General features: G+C 62.1%; 19 protein-coding genes and 1 tRNA gene. 15 read left to right on the top strand and 5 right to left on the bottom strand.

Annotated features, from left to right (window positions below):
* The first annotated feature begins 81 nt into the window (after positions 1 to 81).
* From ileS to C2L80_RS05655, 6 genes are all read left to right on the top strand, one after another.
* The gene (gene ileS, locus C2L80_RS05680; RefSeq protein ID WP_103262825.1) at positions 82 to 2,922 is read left to right on the top strand and encodes an isoleucine--tRNA ligase; all 2,841 of its coding nucleotides are present in this window, start codon (positions 82 to 84) and stop codon (positions 2,920 to 2,922) included.
* A gap of 4 nt (positions 2,923 to 2,926) precedes the next feature.
* Positions 2,927 to 3,541: a signal peptidase II gene (gene lspA / locus C2L80_RS05675; protein WP_239938740.1), complete on the top strand. Its 615-nt coding sequence runs from the start codon at positions 2,927 to 2,929 to the stop codon at positions 3,539 to 3,541.
* Positions 3,538 to 4,572: an RluA family pseudouridine synthase gene (locus C2L80_RS05670; RefSeq protein ID WP_103262823.1), complete on the top strand. Its 1,035-nt coding sequence runs from the start codon at positions 3,538 to 3,540 to the stop codon at positions 4,570 to 4,572. Before lspA ends, C2L80_RS05670 begins: the two co-directional genes overlap by 4 nt.
* A gap of 221 nt (positions 4,573 to 4,793) precedes the next feature.
* The gene (gene hemH, locus C2L80_RS05665; protein ID WP_103262822.1) at positions 4,794 to 5,816 is read left to right on the top strand and encodes a ferrochelatase; all 1,023 of its coding nucleotides are present in this window, start codon (positions 4,794 to 4,796) and stop codon (positions 5,814 to 5,816) included.
* Entirely contained in the window at positions 5,809 to 7,023 is a 1,215-nt protein-coding gene (coaBC, locus tag C2L80_RS05660; RefSeq protein WP_103262821.1) for a bifunctional phosphopantothenoylcysteine decarboxylase/phosphopantothenate--cysteine ligase CoaBC, read from the top strand. Before hemH ends, coaBC begins: the two co-directional genes overlap by 8 nt.
* Before the next feature lie 157 nt (positions 7,024 to 7,180).
* Positions 7,181 to 7,257, top strand: a tRNA-Pro gene (locus C2L80_RS05655).
* Between the two features lie 160 nt (positions 7,258 to 7,417).
* On the opposite strand, the gene C2L80_RS05650 is transcribed toward C2L80_RS05655, so the two are convergent.
* On the bottom strand, positions 7,418 to 7,651 hold the full coding sequence (locus C2L80_RS05650; RefSeq protein ID WP_087198121.1) for a helix-turn-helix domain-containing protein: 234 nt from the start codon (positions 7,649 to 7,651) through the stop codon (positions 7,418 to 7,420).
* 84 nt (positions 7,652 to 7,735) lie between these two features.
* On the opposite strand from C2L80_RS05650, the gene C2L80_RS05645 reads away from it, so the two are divergent.
* From C2L80_RS05645 to C2L80_RS05625, 5 genes are all read left to right on the top strand, one after another.
* Positions 7,736 to 8,392, top strand: coding sequence for a hypothetical protein (locus C2L80_RS05645; RefSeq protein WP_087198123.1), 657 nt, complete (start codon positions 7,736 to 7,738; stop codon positions 8,390 to 8,392).
* A gap of 114 nt (positions 8,393 to 8,506) precedes the next feature.
* Positions 8,507 to 9,271, top strand: coding sequence for a hypothetical protein (locus C2L80_RS05640; protein ID WP_087198125.1), 765 nt, complete (start codon positions 8,507 to 8,509; stop codon positions 9,269 to 9,271).
* Positions 9,272 to 9,475: 204 nt separating this feature from the next.
* Entirely contained in the window at positions 9,476 to 10,738 is a 1,263-nt protein-coding gene (locus tag C2L80_RS05635; RefSeq protein WP_103262820.1) for a type II toxin-antitoxin system HipA family toxin, read from the top strand.
* Positions 10,739 to 10,829: 91 nt separating this feature from the next.
* Entirely contained in the window at positions 10,830 to 11,627 is a 798-nt protein-coding gene (locus tag C2L80_RS05630) for a Fic family protein (protein ID WP_204600541.1), read from the top strand.
* Positions 11,624 to 12,400 carry a hypothetical protein gene (locus C2L80_RS05625; protein ID WP_087198129.1) on the top strand — a complete coding sequence of 259 codons (777 nt, stop codon included), beginning with the start codon at positions 11,624 to 11,626 and terminating at the stop codon, positions 12,398 to 12,400. The genes C2L80_RS05630 and C2L80_RS05625 overlap by 4 nt, the downstream gene beginning before the upstream one ends.
* 11 nt (positions 12,401 to 12,411) lie before the next feature.
* On the opposite strand, the gene C2L80_RS05620 is transcribed toward C2L80_RS05625, so the two are convergent.
* The 3 genes from C2L80_RS05620 to C2L80_RS05610 form a co-directional block, all read right to left on the bottom strand.
* Positions 12,412 to 13,662, bottom strand: a complete 1,251-nt coding sequence (locus tag C2L80_RS05620; RefSeq protein WP_157941022.1) for a relaxase/mobilization nuclease domain-containing protein — start codon at positions 13,660 to 13,662, stop codon at positions 12,412 to 12,414.
* Complete coding sequence (locus C2L80_RS05615) at positions 13,659 to 14,033, bottom strand: plasmid mobilization protein (protein ID WP_087198132.1); 375 nt, start codon at positions 14,031 to 14,033, stop codon at positions 13,659 to 13,661. Before C2L80_RS05615 ends, C2L80_RS05620 begins: the two co-directional genes overlap by 4 nt.
* Before the next feature lie 270 nt (positions 14,034 to 14,303).
* Entirely contained in the window at positions 14,304 to 14,504 is a 201-nt protein-coding gene (locus C2L80_RS05610; protein WP_157941021.1) for a helix-turn-helix domain-containing protein, read from the bottom strand.
* 125 nt (positions 14,505 to 14,629) lie between these two features.
* On the opposite strand from C2L80_RS05610, the gene C2L80_RS05605 reads away from it, so the two are divergent.
* Positions 14,630 to 16,123 (top strand): hypothetical protein, encoded by a 1,494-nt coding sequence (locus C2L80_RS05605; RefSeq protein ID WP_087198136.1) that lies wholly within the window; start codon positions 14,630 to 14,632, stop codon positions 16,121 to 16,123.
* Between the two features lie 249 nt (positions 16,124 to 16,372).
* Here the strand turns inward: C2L80_RS05605 and C2L80_RS05600 are convergent, their stop codons facing one another.
* On the bottom strand, positions 16,373 to 17,614 hold the full coding sequence (locus tag C2L80_RS05600) for a tyrosine-type recombinase/integrase (RefSeq protein ID WP_087198138.1): 1,242 nt from the start codon (positions 17,612 to 17,614) through the stop codon (positions 16,373 to 16,375).
* A gap of 513 nt (positions 17,615 to 18,127) precedes the next feature.
* Between C2L80_RS05600 and C2L80_RS05595 the strand changes: the two genes are divergently transcribed.
* Genes C2L80_RS05595 through C2L80_RS05585 form a run of 3 tightly spaced genes read left to right on the top strand, consistent with a single transcriptional unit; the run spans position 18,128 to position 22,159 of the window.
* Entirely contained in the window at positions 18,128 to 19,939 is a 1,812-nt protein-coding gene (locus C2L80_RS05595) for a GmrSD restriction endonuclease domain-containing protein (RefSeq protein WP_092197479.1), read from the top strand.
* A 52-nt stretch (positions 19,940 to 19,991) separates the two neighbouring features.
* Positions 19,992 to 20,474: a P-loop NTPase fold protein gene (locus tag C2L80_RS05590; RefSeq protein WP_087198796.1), complete on the top strand. Its 483-nt coding sequence runs from the start codon at positions 19,992 to 19,994 to the stop codon at positions 20,472 to 20,474.
* The gene (locus tag C2L80_RS05585) at positions 20,438 to 22,159 is read left to right on the top strand and encodes a P-loop NTPase fold protein (RefSeq protein ID WP_087198795.1); all 1,722 of its coding nucleotides are present in this window, start codon (positions 20,438 to 20,440) and stop codon (positions 22,157 to 22,159) included. Before C2L80_RS05590 ends, C2L80_RS05585 begins: the two co-directional genes overlap by 37 nt.
* The last annotated feature ends 189 nt before the right edge of the window (positions 22,160 to 22,348 follow it).

Below are 22,348 nucleotides of genomic sequence, written 5' to 3'. Positions count from 1 at the left end.
GACGAACGGCATGCCGCCCGCGCCTCGGCGCGGGCGGCGCCGAGCGTCGGAGCGCTCAGGCACGAGGAAAGGCACATCCCAGTGGGCAACACGTACAAGAACACGATGAACCTCCCCAGAACCGACTTCGCGATGCGGGCGAACCTGCCCGAGAACGAGCCGAAGCGGCTGGCCAAATGGGAGGAAGAGCATATCTACGAGCGAGTGCTCGAGAAGAACAAGGACGGCAAACCGCACATCCTGCACGACGGCCCGCCGTACGCGAACGGCCCCATCCACATCGGGCACGCCTTCAACAAGATCCTCAAGGACTTCGTCAACAAGTCCCATGCGCAGCGCGGCTTCTTCACGCCGTACGTGCCCGGCTGGGACTGCCACGGCCAGCCCATCGAGCACATGGTGGAGAAGACGCTCGGCCCCGACAAGATGGCGAAGATCGACCAGCCCACGCTGCGCCGCCTCTGCCGCGAATGGGCCGAGAAGTACGTCGACGTGCAGCGCGAGGGCTTCAAGCGCCTCGGCGTGAACGCCGACTGGGAGCATCCGTACCTCACGTTCACCCCGAACTACGAGGCGGGCAACGTCGAGGTGTTCAAGCAGATGTACCTCGACGGCTCGGTGTACCGCGGCCGCAAGCCCATCCACTGGTGCAAGCGCTGCCACACCGCGCTCGCCGAGGCCGAGATCGAGTACTCGGACGAGGAGTCGCCGTCCATCTTCGTGCGCTTCAAGCTCGACGCGATGCCCGGCGTGTTCGAAGCCGCGGGCGCGACCGGCGACGCCTACGTGCTCATCTGGACCACCACGCCCTGGACGCTGCCGGCGAACACGGCCGTGTCGCTGGCCCCCGACGCCGACTACGTCATGGTGGCGGCCGACGGCGCGAACATGATCTTCGCCCGGGAGCTCGTGGAGCAGGTAGCCGAGATCGCGGGCTGGCAGTCCTACGAGCTTGTGCGCGGCGAGGACGGCGAGCCCGTCGCGCTCAAGGGCCGCGAGCTCACGGGCCTCACCTACACGTGCCCCGTCAGGCAGGACCTCAAGGGCACCGTCATCTACGGCGACCACGTCACGCTCGACTCGGGCACGGGCGCGGTGCACACGGCTCCCGGACACGGCCAGGACGACTACCTCGTCGCCCTCGAGTTCGACGTGCCGCTGCTCATGCCGGTGGACGACAACGGCGTGCTCACCGACGAGGCGGGCCCCTTCGCGGGCCTCGACGTGGACGAGGCGAACCCGGTCATCATCGAGTGGCTGCGCGAGCGCGGCACGCTCGTGGCCGAGAAGAAGATCCTGCACAGCTACCCGCACTGCTGGCGTTGCCACGAGCCGGTCATCTTCCGCGCCACCGACCAGTGGTTCGTGTCCATGGACAAGAACTCCCTGCGCGAGAGGGCGCTGAACGCCATCGAGGGCGAGGTGGAGTGGATTCCCGCGTGGGCGAAAAACCGCATCGGAAGCATGGTGGCCGACCGTCCCGACTGGTGCATCTCGCGCCAGCGCTCGTGGGGCGTGCCCATCCCCGTGTTCAAGTGCGCCAAGTGCGGCAACACGGTGGCCACCGCCGAGACGTTCGACGCGGTGATCGACCTGTTCTACCGCGAGGGCGCCGACGCGTGGTTCACGCACGAGCCGTCCGAGTACCTGCCGCGCGGCGTGAAGTGCGAGACCTGCGGCTCATCCGAGCTCGTGCCCGAGAAGGACATCCTCGACGTGTGGTGGGAGAGCGGCGTGTCGCACACCTCCGTGCTGAAGCATCGCGAGGGCGAGGGCCTGCGCTTCCCGGCCGATATGTACCTGGAAGGCTCCGACCAGCACCGCGGCTGGTTCCAATCGTCTTTGCTCACGAGCATGGGCGCCTACGGCGTGCCGCCGTACAAGTCCGTCATGCACTGCGGCTTCACGGTTGACGAGCAGGGGCGCAAGATGTCGAAGTCGCTCGGCAACGGCGTGGACCCGGCCGAGGTGGCGAACACCTACGGAGCCGATGTGCTGCGCCTGTGGGTGGCGAGCGTGGACTACTCGCAGGACGTGAGCATCTCCGACGGAATCTTGAAGCAGGTGTCGGACGCCTACCGGCGCTTCCGCAACACGTTCCGCTTCCTGCTGGGCAGCTTGGACGACTTCTCCGACGAACTGATCGCGAAGTCGTGGGACGACCTCGAGCCCATCGACCGCGCCATGATGGCGAAGACCTACGCGCTGCTCGTCGAGGTCGAAGCCGCCTACGACGCCTGCCGTTTCAACGCGGTGTACCGCGCGGCCTACGACTTCGTGAACGACCTGTCGTCCGTCTACATGGACGTGGCGAAGGACCGCCTGTACTCCGAAGCGCCGGACAGCCCGCGTCGGCGCGCCGTGCAGACGGTGCTCATGAACATCCTCGAGGTGCTCGTGCGCATCCTCGCGCCCGTGCTCTCCTTCACCGCCGACGAGGTGTGGGAGCACTACCCTGAGGCCATGCGCGGCAAGCCCGGACGGCCGGGCAGCGTGCAGCTGGCCGGCTGGCCCTCCCGCGCGGACTTCGCGCCCGCCCTGCCCGTCGACGCGCAGGCCGAAATCGACGCGTTCGCCCCGGCCCTCGAGGCGCGGGAGGTCGTGACCAAGGCCCTCGAGGACGCACGCGCCGCGAAGCTGATCAACAAGAGCCAGGAGGCGGCGGTCGTCCTCGCAGCGCCCGCCGACCAGCTCGCGGCGCTCGAGGCGTTCGGCACCGATGCGCTCGCCGAGCTGTTCATCGTCTCCGGGGTGGGCTTCGCCGAAGGCGAGGGGCTTTCCGCGACCATCCGCTCTGCCGACGGCGAGAAGTGCCCGCGCTGCTGGAACTTCCGCGCGCTCGGCGGCAACCCGAACCATCCGGACGTCTGCGAACGCTGCGGCGATGCGCTCGACGCCATCGGGTTTTCGGAGGAGGGGTAGGCCCTTGGACGAGCAGACGAACGCGCCCGGACGCGGCCCCTCCGCTGAGCTCGACGTCGCGGCGAGCGGCCTTGAGCCGCGTCCGGGCCGTCCGGGCCGCGCGCGCTCCGCGATCCTGTTCGTCCTCGTCGCGGCGGCATGGTTCGCCCTCGACGTCGCGACGAAGGGCTGGGTGTCGGGAGGCTGGCAGGAGGGCGATGTCGTCACGGGCCCCATCCTCGGCCTCGTGCGCTTCCACCTCGTGCACAACACGGGCATGGCGTGGGGCATGTTCGGCGACTCGACGTTCGCGCTCGGCGTGCTGTCGCTTGCCGTGTGCGCCGCCGCGACCGCCTACCTTTTCGCGTTCTCGAAGAGGCCCAACACGCTTGAGACGACGGGCATCGCGCTCGTGGTGGCGGGAGGGCTCGGCAACGCGCTCGACCGGTTCACGCTCGGCTACGTGGTGGACTTCATCGAGCCCGTGTTCATCGACTTCCCCGTGTTCAACGTGGCCGACATCGGCGTGACGTGCGGGTTCGCGATCTTCCTTGCGGGCATGGCGCTCGCATGGCGCCGTGAGGACCGCGCCCTCGATGCGGCGGCTCCGACAGATGGCGAAGGGGCCGGCCCCCGATGACGCGCTTGCTCTCCCATACCGTCCGCGCCGACGACGCGGGGCAGCGCCTCGACGCGCTTCTGGCCGCCCGCGGCCTCTACCCGAGCCGCAGCGCCGCCGCGCGCGCCGTGGAGGAGGGCGCCGTGTGCGTAAACGGCGCAACCGTGACGAAACGGCACGCCGTGTCCGCGGGCGACACGATCGTCTACGAGGTGCCTGACGAACCCGCCCGCGGCCCCGTGGCCGGCCAGCCCATCGACCTGGACGTCCGCTTCGAGGACGAGCACCTCATCGTGCTGTCGAAGCAGGCGGGGCTCGTGTGCCACCCCTCTGCCGACCACTGCGACGGCACGCTCGTGAACGCGCTCGTGCACCGCTGCGGAGCCGACCACCTGTGCAACGTGCAGGGCGAGGATGACCGCCTCGGCATCGTGCACCGCCTCGACCGCGACACGACGGGCCTCATGCTGGCCGCGAAGGACGACGCGACCGGCTACGCCCTCATGGCCGATATCCGCGACCGCGCGGTGGACAGGCGCTATCTCGCGCTCGTGCACGGCGTCGTCGCGCATGACACGGGCATGGTCGACGCCCCCATCGCGCGCAGCGCGCACGACCGCACGCGCATGGCCGTGCGCGACGCCCCCTCGGCCCGCGAGGCCGTCACCACGTTCCGCGTGCTCGAGCGCTTCGAGCACGGCGCGCGCGACGACGGCTACACGCTCGTGGACTGCAAGCTGTTCACGGGGCGCACGCACCAGATCCGCGTCCACATGCAGTACGCGCGCCACCCGCTCGTGGGCGATCTCGTGTACGTCGCGCACGCTCCGAAGGACCCTTCTGCAAGCCTCGGCCTCAAGCGGCAGTTCCTCCACTCGTTCAGGCTCTCCTTCACGCACCCTCTGACCGGAGAAGAGCTGGACTTCAAGGACGCGCTGCCGTGCGACCTCGCCCAGGTCCTCGAAGGGCTCGCGCCGCGCAGCCTGGGCCGCACCGAGGCGGGGGAGGAAGTCGCCGCCTTGCTCGACGACGCGCCGCGCCCGCGGCTGTGAGCGGCCCGCGAAGCTTCCGGCCCAGGAGGCGCTTCCGGCCCGCGCTGTGCCGCGACGGAGGCCGCCAGGTGCGCGGGCAAGGCCGCTCATCTGGTTTTTTCGCTTCTTTCCGTTCTTTCGGCGTTCGTCGGCCCCGCGCGAACGCGATGGGCTACACTAAGGCGGGTTTCAGAGGGCGGGGGCGCGTCCCGCCACGGGTTTTCTCGAGAAGGTGATCGATCGTGCCAGAAGGCAACCGCTGCGGGGTGCTGCTCGTGAACACGGGCACGCCGACCGAGCCGACGCCGCGCGCCGTGCGCAGGTACCTCGCGCGCTTTTTGTCGGATCCGCGCATCGCGCCGATGAACCGGCTGGGATGGTGGTTCGTGCTCCACCTGTTCATCCTGCCGAAGCGCGCCCGCGCTTCTGCGGAGAAGTATCGCGCCATCTGGACCGCCGAGGGATCCCCGTTCGACGTGGCGCACCGAAAGATCGAAAGCGGCCTGCAGCGGACGTTCGACGACGAGGGATTGAACGTCATGGTGCGCTGCGCCATGAGCTACGGAGAGCCTACGGTCTTGGACGGCGTGCGCGCCCTCAAAGACGCCGGCTGCGAGCGCCTCGTGGTGCTGCCGCTCTACCCGCAAAGCGCCCACTCCACCACGGGCGCCGTCTCAGACGGCGTGGAGCGCGCGCTCAGGAAGGCCCGCTGGAACGTCCCTTGCGACTTCGTCGACAACTACCACGACGACCCCACCTACATCCGCGCCATCGCCGCCTCCATCGAGCATGCGGGGTTTCAGCTGGACGCGGACGACAAGGTGCTGTTCTCGTTCCATTCCATCCCGCTCGCCGACATCGAGGCGGGCGACACCTACGAGCTGCAGACGGGCGCTTCGAGCCTGGCCGTCGCCGGAGAGCTCGGCATCGACCGCAACCGCTGGACCATCGGTTACCAATGCCGCTTCGACAAGGGGCGCGAATGGCTCTCGCCCTTCACGCGCGACGTGCTCGCGCGTTGGGCCGAAGCGGGCGTGGGACGCGTGTTCTTCGTGTGCCCGAACTTCGCCGTCGACTGCCTCGAGACGCTCTACGACATCGAACACGAGCTCAAACCACACTACTTCGACTGTTTAAGGAAAGCGGGACGGACGCCCGACGCGCGCTCGTTTCTCTACGTTCCGTGCCTTGACCGCAGCCGCGCGCACCTCAAGGTGCTCGCCGACGTGCTGCATCCGTATCTGAAGGAGGTCCGACATGGGTAACGCCGACGCCGCAGCCGCCGGAGGCAAAACCGTCCTTTTGGGCGTGACCGGCTGCATCGCCGCCTACAAGTCCTGCGAGATCGTGCGTGCGCTCCAAAAGGCGGGGATGCGCGTGAAGGTGGTCATGACCGAGCACGCGACCGAGTTCGTGGGCCCGACGACCTTCCGTGCCCTCACGCACGAGAAGGTGGCCGTGGGCCTGTTCGACGATCCGGAGGACCCCATCCACCACGTCTCGCTCGCCCAAGAGGCCGACGCCTTCCTCATCGCGCCGTGCACCGCGAACGTCATCGCCAAGATCGCCAACGGCATCGCCGACGACCTGCTCACCACCACGGCGCTCGCCACCACAGCGCCGCTCGTCATCGCGCCGGCCATGAACGTCAACATGTACGACAACGGCGCGACGCGCTACAACATCGGCAAGCTCCACATCCGCGGCGCGCGCATCGTCGAGGCGGGCGACGGCTACCTGGCTTGCGGCGACGTGGGCAAAGGCCGCCTCGCGGACATAGAGGACATCGTGGGCGCCACCCTCGACGAGCTCGGCGTGCGCCGCGACCTCGACGGCCGGCGCGTCATGGTGACCGCCGGCCCCACCGTCGAGCCCATCGATCCGGTGCGCTACATCTCGAACCGCTCGTCGGGCAAGACCGGCTACGCCATCGCGCGCGCGGCCGCCCTGCGCGGCGCCGACGTGACGCTCGTGTCCGGCCCCGTGTCGCTGCCCGCGCCCGAAGGCGTGCGCGTCGTGCGGGTGCGAACGGCCCACGAGATGCTTGAAGCCGCCGAGGAGGCGTTCCGCGACGCTGACATCGCCGTGTTCGCCGCAGCCGTAGCCGACATGCGCCCGCGCGCCGTTTCCGACCGCAAGCTCAAGAAGAGCCTCGATGGCGACGAGCTCGGCGCCATCGAGCTCGTCGAGAACCCCGATATCCTGGCCACGCTCGCCGCGCGCAAGGACCGCCAGGTGGTGGTGGGGTTCGCCGCCGAGACGAACGACGTGGTGCCCAACGCCGAGGCGAAGCTCGCCGCGAAGCGCGCCGACTTCGTGGTGGCCAACCAGGTGGGGGAGGGCATGGCCTTCGGCACCGACGACAACGCCGTGTGGTTCGTGGACGCCGAGGAGGTCGAGGAGCTGCCCCGCATGCCCAAAAGCCGCCTCGCCGACGAGATACTCGACAAGGCCGTCCAGTTTTTGAGGTGATCGTCGGCATGCAAGAGCGATGCCTCTTCCGGGGTGACCGTGGCCTTCATGTTTCATGCATCATGCGCTCATGAAAAAACATCTTGCAAAGCAGACGGGTTACGGTTAATATAGTCTGCGCTGTTTGGGAGACCTTGTGGTCGACCAAGCAAGCGAACGGGTTGTGGCGCAGTTTGGTAGCGCACTTGACTGGGGGTCAAGGGGTCGCAGGTTCAAATCCTGTCAACCCGACCAGATGAAAACGCAGGTCGGAAGCTGAAAACGCTTCCGACCTGCTTTGCTTTTCGGGGTAGTTGTGAAGCGATGTTGTCTAATTATTGTCTAATGGTCGAACGGCTTGCGCTTGTCGATAAACGGCAGAGGTTTCTCGGATCGCAAGCCGATCCGCGCGATCTTAAGAGCGAGAATCCTTCGTGGGGTTCATGAGTTCCCAAACGGGAGTCTCCAGTCCGTCGGAGATCTTCGCCATCACGTCCACGGTGGGGTTCGCCCTCCCGTACTCGATGTCGCGGAGGTAGTTGCGGTCGATGCCGACCATGAGCGCGAACCTCTCGACGCTGATGCCGCGTGCGCGCCTCGCGATCCGCACCTTCGCCCCGATGGCTTTTCTGTACTCGTCCGATTTCATGGGAACAGGCTATTGCTTTGCCGACCCAAAAACGCCTACTATAGTAGGCGTTACTGAAGAGGCGGAGAGAGAAGGGGAGGGCGAATGGAGAGCGGTCGTCCCGCATGGGAGGAGGAAGAGCGCGCCTCCTTAGGAAAAAGACAGTGGCTGCTGAAGCGCTTGGATGTCCTTTGCCGAGCCTTCGAGGGGCAGAGGGGCAACTACGAGCGCATCGAGCTTCTGGTCGGACGGGTTGAAAGGCTGAGGGGCAAGAACAGGCGCTGGAAGGCGACCCTGCTCGCCCTCGCGTGGACGGCCCTCTGGATTGCGTTCCTCCACAACCGCGTCAGCCAAGGCGACTACCCCGCCGACGCGCTCACGGTCGTCTTCCTCCTCGTCGTCTTCCTCGGCCCCTTCGCTCCTATCGCAGCCGCCAAGACCGCAAGGGCGAAAGAGGCGAAGAGGCTCGAATCGGAGGCGGCGGCGGTCTATGCGGAAATCAGAAATCATTACGACGCGGTGCCGGACAATCCCCTCGCCATCGAGTACTGCGATCCCGACAGCTTGGAGGCCGTCAGGCAGATAGTCGCGTCGGGGCGAGCCGACACGGCCAAGGATGCCGTGAACGTTCTCGAAGAGTCGCGCTGCCGCTCGGAAATGCTCCATCTTCAGAGAAACATCTTGGAAGAGGCGCGTGGCGCGAGGATGGCCGCCGAGTCGGCGGCAAGATGGGCTGCCGCCGCAGCGAGTAGGCACCGTTGATCGGCGCGGAGCGAACGGGTGCCTCCAAGGGCGTCTGGAACGAGGAGATCGCCGCAGGGCGCAAAGGCTCCAGGTGCGGAGCCGCGAAGTGAAAGAAAGGCGAAAGGAGTTCGGATGGGCGGGAAGACGATAGGGGCTTTGCTGGGCGCGGCGCTGTGCCTCGCAGCGCTTTCGGGATGCGCAGGGCCGGCGAGCCTCAAGGGCACCACGTGGTACTACAGCACGGGAAGCGAGGTGAAGAGCATCCAGTTCTCCGGCGAGGAGCGCGGCGTCACCAGCGAGGGCCTGTCGTTTTCCTACGAGGCGGACGGAGATGTGGTGACCATCGACTCGGGCCTCGGCGGATCGGTCCTCACCCGATCCGAAAGGAACGGCGTGGAGATCTTGGAAGGGAACGGATACGTGTTCTATCAGGATCAGGCCATCCCCCAATCCGAGATCGACGCCGCGCGGCAGGAGAAGGAGCGGGCCGTCGCCGCCGAAGCGGAAAAGCGCGCCGCCGAACTTCGGGAAGAGCTGGAGGGCACGTGGCGATGGGCCAACGAGAACGGGTACTACGACTACACGGATGCCCGCACCGTCACCTTCAACGCCGACGGCACTTGGGAGTCCTCCATGGTCGAGCACGATGTGGAGCGATCGGGCAACTGGGATGTGGAGGTCACCGAGAGAACCGCCGAAGGATCGGGTGTCTGGAAGGTGGTCTACAGCGGCGAGAAGACGACGTTCGACAGGATGGCCTTCGACCTGAATATCTCGAAGGCTGACGGAAGCGAGTTCTCCCAGGAGGAGAAGGGCGATTTCGCCAGCGGCTATCCCTCCGAGTTCTTCATAAAGAACGGGGAGATAGCGGCCCTTTCTCGCTATGAGAGGCAGTAGCGCCGTAAACGGAGATTGCGGGAAAGTGCTATGCTGTAGCGGCAGCGCTGGCGAATGAATCCGTTTCGGACGAAGCGGCGAAGGGGGAAGGGAATGTGCGCATCGACTTCTAGCGGCGAGGCGTCGCTTTAGATCGGGGGCGGGGGCGTGCGTCGCGATGGAGTCTCCGCCGTCGGGCGGCCCCGCCGTGCGGGGCGCGAGGGGATGAGCGCCGGGAGGGCCATCTACGTCTATGCGGACTGGCTGCCGGAGGGGTCTGTCCCGGTGGGGGTCCTTCTCGCCGCGGGCAATCGCGGGAGGGAGTCGCTCTCCTTCTCCTATTCCGAGGCGTGGCTGCGACGGGGCGACGCCACCGCTCTCGACCCCGGCCTGCATCCGCATGAAGGGCCTCGGCGCGCCCCGTCGGACAAATCTCTGTTCGGGGCGTTCTCGGATTCCCGCCCCGACCGGTGGGGCAGGCTTCTGATGCGGCGTGGGGAGGCCGTCGCCGCCCGCCATGAGGGGCGCAAGCCGCGTGCCCTGCTGGAAAGCGACTACCTGATCGGCGTCCGCGACGAGACCCGCATGGGCGGGCTGCGCTACTCGCTGGAGGAGGGCGGCGTCTTCCAGTCCTCAGACCGGAGCCTCGCAGCCCCGCCGTGGACGGAGCTGCGCGCGCTCGAAGCGGCGGCCATAGCCTTCGAGGACGAGGACGACCCCGAGGAGGAGAAATGGCTGCGGCGGCTGCTCGCCCCCGGCTCCTCCCTTGGAGGGGCCAGGCCGAAGGCCTCCGTGACCGCACCGGACGGCTCGCTTTGGATCGCGAAGTTCCCGTCGAGGCGCGACGAGTGGGACGTCGGGGCATGGGAGATCACAACCCATGACCTTGCGAGGCTGTGCGGGCTGAACGTGCCGGAGGCGAGGATGGGAAGGCTCTCCCGAAACGGAGGGACGTTCCTGGCGAGGCGGTTCGACCGCGACGGCGCGAGGCGCGTCCATTTCGAATCCGCGATGGCCTTGCTTGGGAGGACGGACGGGGCGGAGGACGCCAGCTATCTGGACATCGCCTCCTTCATCCGGTCGCGGGGCGCTGCCCCCGAGCGCGACCTGCGGGAGCTTTGGGCGCGGATCGTGTTCAACATCGCGGTCTCCAACACGGACGACCATCTGCGCAACCACGGCTTCCTCCTGACGGAATCGGGCTGGAGGCTCGCCCCCGCCTACGATGTGAACCCCGACATCCACGGCGGCGGGCTGTCCCTCAACATCTCCAGAGAGGACAACAGCCTGGACTTCGGCCTGGCTCTGGAGACGGCGGGATTCTACGGGGTCTCCCCTTCCGAGGCGGAGAGGATCGTGTCCGGCACGAAGGAGGCGGTGGAGGGGAACTGGCGGCCCATCGCGGAGAGCCACGGCCTGAGCCGGGAGGCGATGCGCCGCATGGCCTCTGCGTTCGACATGCGGCGCAAGGGGCGCATCGCGCCGTAAGGGAAGGGGGACGGCGCGGCCTCGCGGCCCGCAGGAAGGCCCGGGATGGGTTAGAATGTCCGGTGGAAGCGCCGCGCAGATGGAGGATGCCGTGATAGACAGCGAAACCCTGCTCGATGTCCTTTTGCACCAGAGGGAGAACCGGGTGGGCGACAGCGTGTACAAGATGGTGCAGTGCGACTTCGCCTACAACTCCAACCGCATGGAGGGGAGCCGCCTCACGCCCGAGCAGACGCGGATGGTGTTCGGCAGGGGGGAGATCAGCGGCGAGGGCATCCCGCTGGACGACATCCTGGAGGCCATGAACCATTTCGAGGCGTTCGACGCCGTCCTCGACCGGAGCGGCGACCCGCTGGACGCGGACCTGCTGCGCTCGCTCCACGGGATTCTGAAGGCCGGGACCGCGCAGGCGAAAAACCCTCTCTATTCCGTCGGGGACTACAAGAGGTACGAGAACGTGGTCGGGGCGCTCGACCTCCCGACCACCCCGCCCGAGAAGGTGGAGGCGGAGATGGAGGCCCTGCTGCGCGGATACGAGCGGGCCGGGAGGCACGATCTGGACGACGTGCTGTCGTTCCACGTGGCCTTCGAGCGGATCCACCCGTTCAGCGACGGCAACGGGCGCATCGGGCGTTTGATCATGTTCAAGGAGTGCCTGCGCAACGGCATCGCCCCCTTCATCGTCACGGACGACCTGCGCGCCTTCTACATCCGGGGGCTTCAGAGATTCCATGAGGAGAGGGGATGGCTGCGCGACACCTGCCTCACCGCGCAGGACCGCTTCATCGAGAGGTACCTCCCCCTCGCGGAATCGTACGCCGAGGCGATGGCTGCCGCGCTCGGCGGGGGTCCGTCCGGCGACGGGCGGGAAGGCGGCGGGATCCGATGAGCAGAACCCGTCGGGAGCGCGGGAGGCTTTCTTGGCCGCTTGAGGACTCGGCGTGCCTGCCGCTCGGGTCGGAGGTGCGCATGCGCGTCGAGGCGGATCTGGCGCGGGCGGGGCGGGCCTTGCCGCCCTGCGCCTACTCCGACGATCCCGCCTACGGCGAACGGGCGGACGGCAGGTGCTCGGAGAAGGGCTGCGCGTTCCGCTTCCTTGCCCCGGTGGAGAGGGCGGGCCGCTCCTCGCGCGGCGGGCGCGTGGCGTTGCGCGACTTCCCGTCGGTCAAGGGAGGGTTCGTGGCCCTCTATCCGGTCAGGCGGGACTCCGTGGACGCCCGCGCGCTGCTCGACGCGCGCGTCGTCTGCGACACGGGACTCGGATTCTCCCTCGACGACATGGAGTTCCACGACCTGCTCTACACAGGCTGGCTCGACGCGCTGTTCGATCCGGGCCTCCCCGAGAACCGCGCCCGCGCCGAAGCATCCGCGATGCTGGGCGGCGGGGCGCGGGAGGCCGCCTTCGAGTGGAGCCTTGAGGAGAACTTCTACGAGGTCGCCGCGCTCGCCGACGCGCGCGGGCGCGCCCTGCGCGCCGCCGAGGCGCTGGAGTCGCGCCGCCCTGACGCTACCGACGTGCCGCCGCTGGCGCGGGTCGCCGTGGAGCAGGGGCGGCACACCGAGGGGGAGCTGGCGGACTTCTACCGTCGTTTCGCCGAGAAGGTCCGCCCCATCGCCCTGCTCGACCCCGTTCGGTACGTCGTCAGCTTCTGCGGGCCGTAGGGCGCGAGGGGCTACCGCGCCGCCCGTCCCGTCGGGCCGCGCCCCGGAGCCGGACGGGCGGCGGGGCCGGGCCTTCTGGCGCTTCCTTGCCGCCCGCTCCCTCCCGGCGAGCGCATCGGGGAGGGGGGCAGGTCCGACGCCGCTTCGCAGCGGGCGGCTTCGACCCTCCTCGCCATCCCCAGCACGGCCCGGTTCACCTCGGCGTCCCGCGCGAGGGCTTCCGGGATGCGCGGCAGCCGCAGGCGCGGAAGGTCTTTAAGCTTGGACCCCTCGGACTCGCCGATCCGGCGGAGGGCTTCCTTGCAGCTTCGGCGCGCCGCCTTCAGGTACGCCTCTTTGGCGGCTTGGTACTCGGCCGCCCTCCGCTCCGCCGCCCGCACCTCCGACCGCAGCCGCTCCAGCCTGGCGTTCTCGGCGGCGCGTCCGAAGGTCCCTTCCAGCGCGTCTCCCGCCAAGGTCCCGTCCAAGCGGGAGAGGAGGAAGGACCGGGCGTCGTTGTCCATGTCGGCGACGTAGACCTTTCCGTCCCGGACCTCCGACGCGACGCCCCATTCCTCAAGCAGCCGCCGGTACTCCTCCAGGTTCGCGGAGCGGCGCGCGAGGCCTTGGCAGAGCTTGCGCAGGTTGTATTTGTAGCTGGCCTCCTCGGGGGCCCGCCCCCGCCGCGCCGCGCGCTCCAGGATGCGCCCCTCGGCGCCCGCGCGGTGGGGTTGGCGCTTGTGGATGCGGGAGTTCTCGGCCCCTTCGACGACCTGCCGCAGGCCCCATTCCGCGTCGAGCGCGCGCACCGTCGCGGCGCGGTCGCGCTTGGCCTGGGCGCTGCGCCCCTCGCAGAGGCGCTTGCCCGTGTCGAGGTTCGTCCTGTTGATCGCGAGGTGCACGGCGTAGCGGCTGGTCCCGTCCTCCTCGCATCGCTCCTCGTGCAGGGCGAGCACCACCTGGTGGGCGTCGTAGCCCCGGCGCGACGCGTACTCGCGCGCGTAGCGCATGCAGTCCTCGGGCGAGAGCGGCCCGCCGTTCATGTCCGCCTCCTCGGGGAGGAAGGCGAGCACCTGGTGCAGCATGACCGTGTTCGCCGCGCCCCTGCGCGAGGGCCTGTCGTGCCCCGCCGCCCTCCGCGTCTCTGCCATCTCCTCGAAGGCGCGGTGCGGCTCGAACACGTTGATGCAGTCGCGCAGGAGGGCGTCCTTCCCCTCGATGTAGTCCTTCAGCTTCCTGGCGTGCTTGGCCGACGCCACGGCCTTCTGGCTGACGATGGTCACCGGCTCCTCCTTCCCGGCAGCTCGGCGTCGGCGATCATCCGCCTGAGGCGGGCCGCGCAGGAGGACAGGTCGGAGAGCGCCGACGCGATGCGCTCGGCGTCCCCCGCCGCAGGCCCCCGCGCGTGGGCGATCCTGGCGAGCTGGTTGACGTTGTTGCCTATGCGCCCAAGCTCCGAGAGGAGCGCCCTCATGAGCTTCGCGTCCGCGCGCGGCTCGTCGCAGCCGACGTAGACCGCCCGCGCGCGCACGTAGCCCGACACGGTGAGGCCCGCGCGCCGGGCGTTCTCCGCGAGGCGGGACCTCTCCTCGCGGGTGAGGCGCACTTGGACGACGATGCGCGCGCGGCCCTCCCGCGCGCCGTCACCGCCCACGGAGGGGCCTCCTTCCGCCTTCGGGCGCGCCCCCTCCCCTCGGAAGCCACGTCGCGGATGCGGCGCGGAAGTCCGAGGGGCAAGATCGCGGCGTCATGACGCCGCGCACATCTTGCATGCGAGCGGCCTCGGCGCGAGAGCGGAGCGGACGGGGGCGGGGAGGGAGCGGCCTCCCGCCGCGCCCCCGTCCGCGCAGCGGGGCGAGGGGAGAAGCGATGCCGACCTCTGGGAGGGATCGAGCGCAGCCCCGAGCCGCGAACGCGGCGAGCATCACCACGGTCGGCTCCTTTCGCCGTCGGTGGGGATGGTGTAGTCGTGGGCGCGCAGGTAGGATTCTAGTCCTCTTCGCGACACGCGGATGGCGCGTCCGATGCGTATATGTGGGAGTTGGCGCGCCGTGCGGTAGGCGGTCGCGCGCGAAACGTGAAGCATCTCGCGCAGTTCGCGCACAGTGAGGTAATCGTGGGGCATGACCATCCTTTCGTCGTGCTGAATTGACGGCGAGAACGATAGTTGTATTCTTTTTGATTGTTTTTAAACCATCGATATAATAATCAACATGGACGGAAGATAACGGGGTGTAAAAGGAGAGCATTATGGAGACACGCGCCAAAAGCCCTTACCATCATGGCAAGTCGGGAGGAGTGCGTTATGCTTCCTTGGCATCTGCGCCGTGGCGGATATACAGCGACATGGATATTACAACAATCGCTGAAATCGGTAGCCCCTCTCTTTTACCCACCTCGCGCCTTCAAAGTGTGGCTACAAACGTGCGCTATCTAACTCCTGCTGTCGAGGCCGAGTTCTCCCTTCTCGAAACCCTTCCTGCCGAGTTTTGCCTGAGGGAACTTGTATCGCTCGATCCGGAAGACGAGGAAGATCTGCTCGGGTTCGTGCAGCGATATGGCGTGATCACCTCCCCGTGGTTCGGATCTTATAGGAAGTTTCTTGGCTCGGAGAAAATCAAAGACAAACTTCCGAGCAGAAAATCCTCCGAAGACGAAGAGTTATCCGCTGCGTTCCTTAAATCGTGGATCGACATATTGGAGGAGGCTCAAGCTCCCTTTGACGCGCTCGACGGGTTCAGGGGGGCGCTTCGCGATGCGGCATGGCAAAGCGATGCTATACGCATCGTCCTTGCATGCGAGGGGAAGAGCGCTGCATTCACCGTATCGCGAAACGAGGCGGTAATGTCCCTTGCCCTTCTTCGTGAATCGGTAGCGCTCATCGCGGCTCTCGATGTCGCCGAAGGCGATCCTAGAAGGGCGGTGGTTGCAATGCTTCGCATGGGTGTCAGGCCGAATGCCATCGTTGGTGGCCACCGTTGGGGAGAATGGTGCGATATGACAGCGCATGAGATATTGGAATTGCCCAGCCGCGAGAGAAAGGAGATCGTCGGAGACATCCTCCTTGCCTTAAGGTCTGCGAAAAGCGTCGGAAATGTTTTTCTGTACCTGAGCGCGATGGCTTTCGAAACGGGCGGTGTGGTTCATGGGGGCATGAGGACGTTTCTCGGCGAATGGAGCTACAAGTTGGGTCCCGAGCACGGCGGTGCCAAAGAGCACGTCTCAAAAAGGCATGCCGAAACTTTGTTCGGCATGTGCGAAGCTGGCGCATACCCCGAAGGCTGCCTCGGATCGGCTGTTGCGTTGCAGCTCCTAGCCATCCTTGAATCTGATGCGCAATGGAGAAAATGCCTTCACCAGGGTTGCGAACGCGCATTCAAGCAATATCGTCGAAATGACGGCACTGCCGCATCTAGCCGCAGAAGGCAAAGCGCGTTCTGCTCGCAGGAGTGCCAGCAGAGGCACAAGCGGCGCGCGCACGCCGCCGCTATGCGGGATCTCGACGAAAGAGTGGACTCCCATGCCGTTTTCTTGCATGGAAGATCGGAGAGCGAGCTTAAAGAGTGGGTGAAGAACGCCGTGGCCGAGCTGAACGTAAAGGGCGAGTATCTAGCCGTCTCTGACAAAAAGATGTACAGGAATTCGGGTTTCGATCTTGAGTTCGAGCCAAAGCGTCCATTGCTTGGAAAAAGCGATGAGGCGAGAGCGTTGAAGCGGCTCATTGAAGCAGTGCGAGACATCTAGCATTGCGTCACGCTACGACGCAGACAAGAGCTGCCCCCCGAATCTTCGCTACGCGACCTCTGGGGCTAAGGAGACTTTGGCATGAAGCCCCAGTGCGGGGTACGCTCGGAGCGCGGGGAGGCGCTCGCGCATCCGCCGCGCTCCGAGCGTACCCCGCACTCCGTTCATTTTCACGAGCAATGAGACATGGGGGCACTCATTCACGGAAGAGACGCATTTGGCATCGGGGTGGAGTAGTCCTACATGCGTTCAAGCTTGCAAGGCGGCGATGGTTTCTGCCGCCGCCTCGTCATTGGCATCGATGACATGCGAATAGATGTTCAACGTCGTCTGCACGTCGGCGTGGCCGAGCCGGTGCTGCACCGTCTTGATGTCGCAACGGCTCCCTATGAGCAGCGTCGCCTGCGTGTGCCTCAACTCGTGGAAGCACAGCCCCTCGTAGCCCTTCTTGCGCGTTCGCCTCCAGCCGCCGTACTTGCCCTGACCGTCCCGGTACTCCTCGATGATCTTGTAGGTGCCGAACCCGTTCTCGACGCAGAAGTCCCTGAACCACTTGGAGAAATCTCGAGGATCGCAGTATCCGCCGAGGCTGGTGCTCACCACGGGCGTGTCGGCGCTCTGCCTCACTCCATGCATTTCCAAATCCACCATTTGGATTTTCTTCCAGCGAGCCAGATACCGCGCTGAGCCTTCGTCGATGCTGAGGATCCTTTTCCCTGCCCTGCTTTTAGGGCCTTTCAGCGATCTGTCCTGCGTGTACTGCTGGGTTATCGAGATTTTGCATGAGTCGAGATCGACCGATTTCCACGTCAGGCCCAGAACCTCGCCTTTGCGCATGCCCGTCGCCATTCCGATCTTCACGGCCACAACACGGGCCTCCATAGTCTTCGAGTCTACGACAGCGGCGAGTCTCTTGAATTCGTTTTCCGTGAGGCTTCGCCGGTCAGATGGTTCCGGTTTGTCGATGTCTATGCCAAGGCAGGGATTCAGGCGGTATTCGATCAACCCATCCATGACGGCCCTGCGATACAGCGTTTTCAGCGACTTCGTTATCCTGTTGAGCACGTTCAAGGACTTGCCTTCTGCTAAGCGATAAGCTGAACACCGGGCATTGATGATATCGGCTGTCAACTCGTCCAGGGGGAAATCGCCGAACAGCTTAACTACATGGGCAAAATCGCTCCGGTCATGCGCGAGGGTGTTTTCGGAGAGCTTTTTGTTCGTCGCGCGTAGGCGTAAGTGCCTCTCCGCGTATTCCCGAACCGTGGGAACAGGCGCTTTCTCAGGGTGGCGCGAAAGCTCGTCTTGCTCGATAAGCTCCTGCTTGTACTTGGCCAATTCGTCGCGCGCTTGCCGTTTGGTGCAGTACACGGTTTTGCAAGGCGATTTGAGATATTTACCTGTTACAGGATCTTTGCCGATGCAATGCCGGAGACGGTAGACTTTCCCCGGCTTAACCTCGTAGATAGTTCCGTTTCCGACGATCTCCATGCGCCGCCCGTCCACTATATTGCCAGATAGCAGTACCAGTGTAACGAGAAAAACCGTTGTCTAATTTTTGTCTAATGGTTTTGAGACATGGGATAATGCGGTATCATCTATTTCCATAAATCATATATTTGAACAGGTATTTTAGTTATCCTGAATCTCTTGCGTTATATCTCGTTACGGTGATTCTTTCGCCTGGGGGTCAAGGGGTCGCAGGTTCAAATCCTGTCGTCCCGACCATCTTAAAGCACAAGGTCAGAAGCTTATTTGAAAGTTTCTGGCCTTTTTATTTTGCCTAGTTGTGAAGCCAAAGGGGCGAAAAATGGGCGAATGAGTTAATCGGTATTGACAAGTCGGTAAATGGAACAGCAGAATACGCGAGAAAAAAGCCAAGGGGTCTCAGGAACATTAAAAGGTTTGTCAATCTACCCAGCTCTTCATATGTGTAGCAACTTCTTTCCTTGCGTTTAGATTATTATTTGAGATGCAATTCTGACCGACGAATAGGAACCGCAAATGAAAGATCGATTCAGCATCACAACATACTCAGTACAAAGCATCCTAGGGCTCATAGACCACGGGGATATTGCCATCCCTGAGATCCAGAGGCCGTTCGTCTGGGATAGCACCAAAGTGCGCGACCTCATGGACTCCCTCTACCACGGATACCCTACGGGATACCTCATCACCTGGAAAAACCCCGACGTGAAAATCAAGGGCGGCGGAACCGCCGAAGGCAAGACAGTCCTTATCGACGGACAGCAACGCGTCACTGCAATGATGGCAGCTCTTGCAGGACTTCCCGTTCTGAATGACGACTATGAATCTAAACGAATCAAGATCGCCTTCAACCCCCTCTATGACGGTGATGACACACCCTTCGCAGTACTTACACCATTTATCGACAAAGACCCAGCCTGGATATCAGACATTTCAGTTCTCTTCGCTCCAGATTTCAGCTCCTTTAAATTCATAACCGATTACATAGCAGCAAATGAGGGCTGCAACCCCGACGCTGTCAGTTCGCGAATTGACGATCTAAAGGCAATAGCCGCGCGCCAACTAGGCTGCATTGCTGTCGACGCCGACTGCACTATTGACGAAGTCACAGAAATCTTTATCCGCATTAACTCCAAGGGTGCGGTTCTCTCCCAAGCAGACTTTGCCATGTCGAAGATCGCAGCAGATGAGGAACACGGCGGCAACATGCTACGCAAGGCAATCGACTACTACTGCCACCTGGCTGTCAAGCCCGAATTCTGGGAGACTGTCAGAGCGCATGACCGTGAATTTATGGCGTCAGAATATGCCGACAAAGTAGAGTGGCTCAGAAACGACAGAGATGACATCTATGACCCCGACTACAACGATGTACTACGCGTTGCATTCATGCACATGTTCAGCCGTGGAAAGCTCGCCGACTTAGTCGCTCTGCTCTCAGGTCGCGACTTCGAAGCAAGAGACTATAAAAGTGAAATTGCTGATAGATCTTTCCAAAAACTTCATGACGGCGTAGTCCGTTTCATGTCTAAGAGCAATTTCCAAGATTTTACAGCCGCACTGCGATCCGCAGGGTTTGTATCCTCTTCAATCATATCGTCAAAGGGCGCTGTCAATTTCGCATACAACCTCTATCTGACGCTGCGTGAAGATTCCACAATCCCAGCAACGGACGTGAAGCGCTGGGTGCAGCGCTGGTACGTGATGTCAGTACTCACAGGACGCTACTCGGGATCGTCGGAATCCATCATGGACAGAGACATCAGGCGCATCGCCGAGCAGGGGTTCATTCCCTTCTACAAGGAAGTAACCGCTTCACGCCTCTCCGACACGTTCTGGGAGGTGGAGCTGCCGCAGAACCTGGTGACGACCTCTGTCAGGACCGGCGCATGGATGGTCTATGTGGCCTCCCAGGCTCGAGCCGCCGATAACACGTTGTTCACCAACGGCTTCAAAGTCGCAGATATTATCGGAAATGTGGGCGACATCCATCATATCTTCCCAAAGGGATACCTACGTGATGAAATTAATGCGCCCCAACGCCTCTACAACCAGGTAGCTAATTACACCTTCCTCGAGAAGCGCATCAATATCGCCATTGGAAAGAAGAGCCCCAAGGAGTACTTCGGTATCGCGAGGGACGCCATCACATCAGAAGATGGCTACTTCGGCGACATCGCCGACCTCAGGACACTTCGCTCCAATCTGGAGGCAAACTGCATCCCCGAGGGGATCTTCGAGATGGAAGCTGCAGATTACGAGGATTTCCTCGCGCAAAGGCGGCAGCTCATGGCAAAGAAGATCGAACAGTACTTCAAGAACCTCTAGAACAGCTGTCGCTGTCTCAGCCATATACCAAGCCATCATAAGGAGATAACTAATGTTCAGTTCAGATCGTCCGATTAGCAAGTCTAGCGAAGATCTTTTGGGGAGATATGCTTTCTCTAAGAGGATGGCCACTGCCATTGCAAATCTGGCGACTGGCGATTCTACGGTGGTAGGACTTTACGGAGCTTGGGGTTCAGGAAAAACCTCGGTGATTAATATGGTCGAAGAAGAACTCGAACAAAGCAACTCAGGCATTTTGGTTATTCGATTCAATCCGTGGAATAGAATCGAGAGTTCAAATCTAATCACAGAATTTTTCCAAGTCCTAAAAGAAAATGTTAATACAAAGATAGAAAAAGTAGCTTACGACGGAACCAAAAGGAAAGAACTCAGCAAAGCAATTGAGACCTATTCTGAATCATTCAAAGGTAGCAAGAGGGTGTTTTTCCGATGGCTTTCTTCTAAAATCGACAAAATGCTAATAGGCAATTTGGAAGTATCGAAAAGAGGAAGAGACTCATCTCTAATCTGTTAAAGAGATTCGATACGAAAATTCTTATCATTGTCGATGACATCGATAGACTTCCCGATGTTCAGATAAGGTCAATATTCCAACTAGTTACCACGATTGCTGATTTTCCAAACGTGAACTACCTCCTGTCGTATGAAAGAAAGATAGTCGAAGATGCATTGTCTTTAATCCAGAGCTGCAACGGATCCGAATACCTCGAGAAGGTCGTTCAGGTTCCGATTAAAATACCCAAGATCAATCAAGAAAAGATAGCCGACCTATTGAGCAAGAAACTCGCCGATCTTTCCAACTACACCACAACTGAACAGGAAATGTCCGACATAGCTAGCAGAGCGTCATTACTACGTTATTGCCTTTTCCCTTATATCGAGACGATTAGAGACCTGCGCCGATTTTCTAACGTTTTGGATTTTGAGCTCGCAGGTTCTGGAGCAAAGGTTTCCCCAATAGACATAGCTGCTATATCAGCAATATCAACATTTGAACCCGAGCTCATTCAGTGGATTCTTGCCAACAAAAATTCACTGTGCGGAGGAACTCCTGGTGGTTACATCTCTGATTCGAAAAGCAACAGAGAAAGCTACAAAACCGAAATTGAAAAAGTCCTTCGAAACAAAAACAGCGACCCTGATAATATCGTAAGAGCGCTTTCTGTATTGTTCCCCTCATTTGGTCTAGCTGTGAGCCCATTTCATCCCATTGTCTCAACCGAATTTCTCCGCATGCATAAAATGCTTGCACACGACGAAATATTCGACGCTTATTTCGCAAGCGCGATTGATTCATACGACTTTCCGCAAGCCCTAATTCACAATATGGCAACGAAATACGACGAAAGCGAGGTTTCTCGAATAGTTGAAGCGTCTTTCGGAAACAAAAATTACGGGCAGCTCCTTGAGGGGTTTCTGGGGATCGCGGACGAAATCATTAGCGCCAGAGCGCCAATTGTATTCCGTTCATTTGTTCACCATATCAAGAAAACCTATGACCCAGAGCACATTGCTTTGTTCTCTGACAATCAACGATCCATTGACCTTCTAAATAAATTGCTGGCTACGGCAGGAATCGACGAAGCATCGCTTCTCATACGCGAAGCAGTTGACAACTTCGACCTTGAAGACTTTATCGCTTTCAGGTCGTTTATTATTCGGCAAGAATGCGCATGCGGAAGAAACGGTTTTGAGAAAAATACTCTGAATGCGCAGTTAATCGATCTAGAAACTCTTGAATTTGTTGAGCAAAAGCTCATCCAGAAAACCCAAGAAAGCATGAACGAGCTATCCATCCTCGGTAAAGAGGACGCGCAAGGTCTTTTGCATATTTGGGAGAGAATTAACCCAGAATCTTATGACCATTGTTTGAGGCAAGCGCTCAATCATCCATTAGGCAAAGTGCTCTTAGCGCAGCTTTATGTATCCAAATGGTATGGCAGCCACTCTAACGGTTGGACCATTGACAAAGGGTTCAAAGTCTTTGTCACCGAAGAGAAAGCATTGGCAGGGATTCGCGAAGCGGTTTTGCAGGAAGATTTTTGGTCTTTACCGCATAGCACCATCGAACGGACTGCGGCATTCGCGATTGGCGTAGAGAATAAGCAATACGAGATGAATGCCAACGAAATTAATGAATCGATTGTCAATGAACGCATTCGAAACTGGGAGAAGAATCGCCACTTACGAAACGAATAGCACAGCATCAAGACTCAATATTGTGTTATTTAAATCTTATACCCAATCGAGGAAAGGTATTCGGTACCGTCAAGAATCTTGCGCACTTTTCCGACAGCCTCATAAGCCCGCCGTCCGGTGCGGCTACCCCTCCAGCAGAGTCACGTCCAGATAGCGCCTCGAGCCCCACTCGCTCTCGGCCACGTACTT

Origin of the sequence: Rubneribacter badeniensis (assembly GCF_002899695.1) — a bacterium.
GTDB classification, from domain to species: Bacteria; Actinomycetota; Coriobacteriia; order Coriobacteriales; family Eggerthellaceae; genus Rubneribacter; species Rubneribacter badeniensis.
Note: the sequence above shows the minus strand (reverse complement) of the source record. Positions and strands in the feature narration are given on the sequence as shown.

Excerpts from the sequence above, each read along its gene's own strand:
- C2L80_RS05670 (WP_103262823.1), top strand. The coding sequence starts at position 3,538 with ATGACGCGCTTGCTCTCCCATACCGTCCGCGCCGACGACGCGGGGCAG.
- coaBC (WP_103262821.1), top strand. The coding sequence starts at position 5,809 with ATGGGTAACGCCGACGCCGCAGCCGCCGGAGGCAAAACCGTCCTTTTG.
- C2L80_RS05650 (WP_087198121.1), bottom strand. The coding sequence starts at position 7,651 with ATGAAATCGGACGAGTACAGAAAAGCCATCGGGGCGAAGGTGCGGATC.
- C2L80_RS05645 (WP_087198123.1), top strand. The coding sequence starts at position 7,736 with ATGGAGAGCGGTCGTCCCGCATGGGAGGAGGAAGAGCGCGCCTCCTTA.
- C2L80_RS05640 (WP_087198125.1), top strand. The coding sequence starts at position 8,507 with ATGGGCGGGAAGACGATAGGGGCTTTGCTGGGCGCGGCGCTGTGCCTC.
- C2L80_RS05635 (WP_103262820.1), top strand. The coding sequence starts at position 9,476 with ATGAGCGCCGGGAGGGCCATCTACGTCTATGCGGACTGGCTGCCGGAG.
- C2L80_RS05625 (WP_087198129.1), top strand. The coding sequence starts at position 11,624 with ATGAGCAGAACCCGTCGGGAGCGCGGGAGGCTTTCTTGGCCGCTTGAG.
- C2L80_RS05610 (WP_157941021.1), bottom strand. The coding sequence starts at position 14,504 with ATGCCCCACGATTACCTCACTGTGCGCGAACTGCGCGAGATGCTTCAC.
- C2L80_RS05605 (WP_087198136.1), top strand. The coding sequence starts at position 14,630 with ATGGAGACACGCGCCAAAAGCCCTTACCATCATGGCAAGTCGGGAGGA.
- C2L80_RS05600 (WP_087198138.1), bottom strand. The coding sequence starts at position 17,614 with ATGGAGATCGTCGGAAACGGAACTATCTACGAGGTTAAGCCGGGGAAA.
- C2L80_RS05595 (WP_092197479.1), top strand. The coding sequence starts at position 18,128 with ATGAAAGATCGATTCAGCATCACAACATACTCAGTACAAAGCATCCTA.
- C2L80_RS05590 (WP_087198796.1), top strand. The coding sequence starts at position 19,992 with ATGTTCAGTTCAGATCGTCCGATTAGCAAGTCTAGCGAAGATCTTTTG.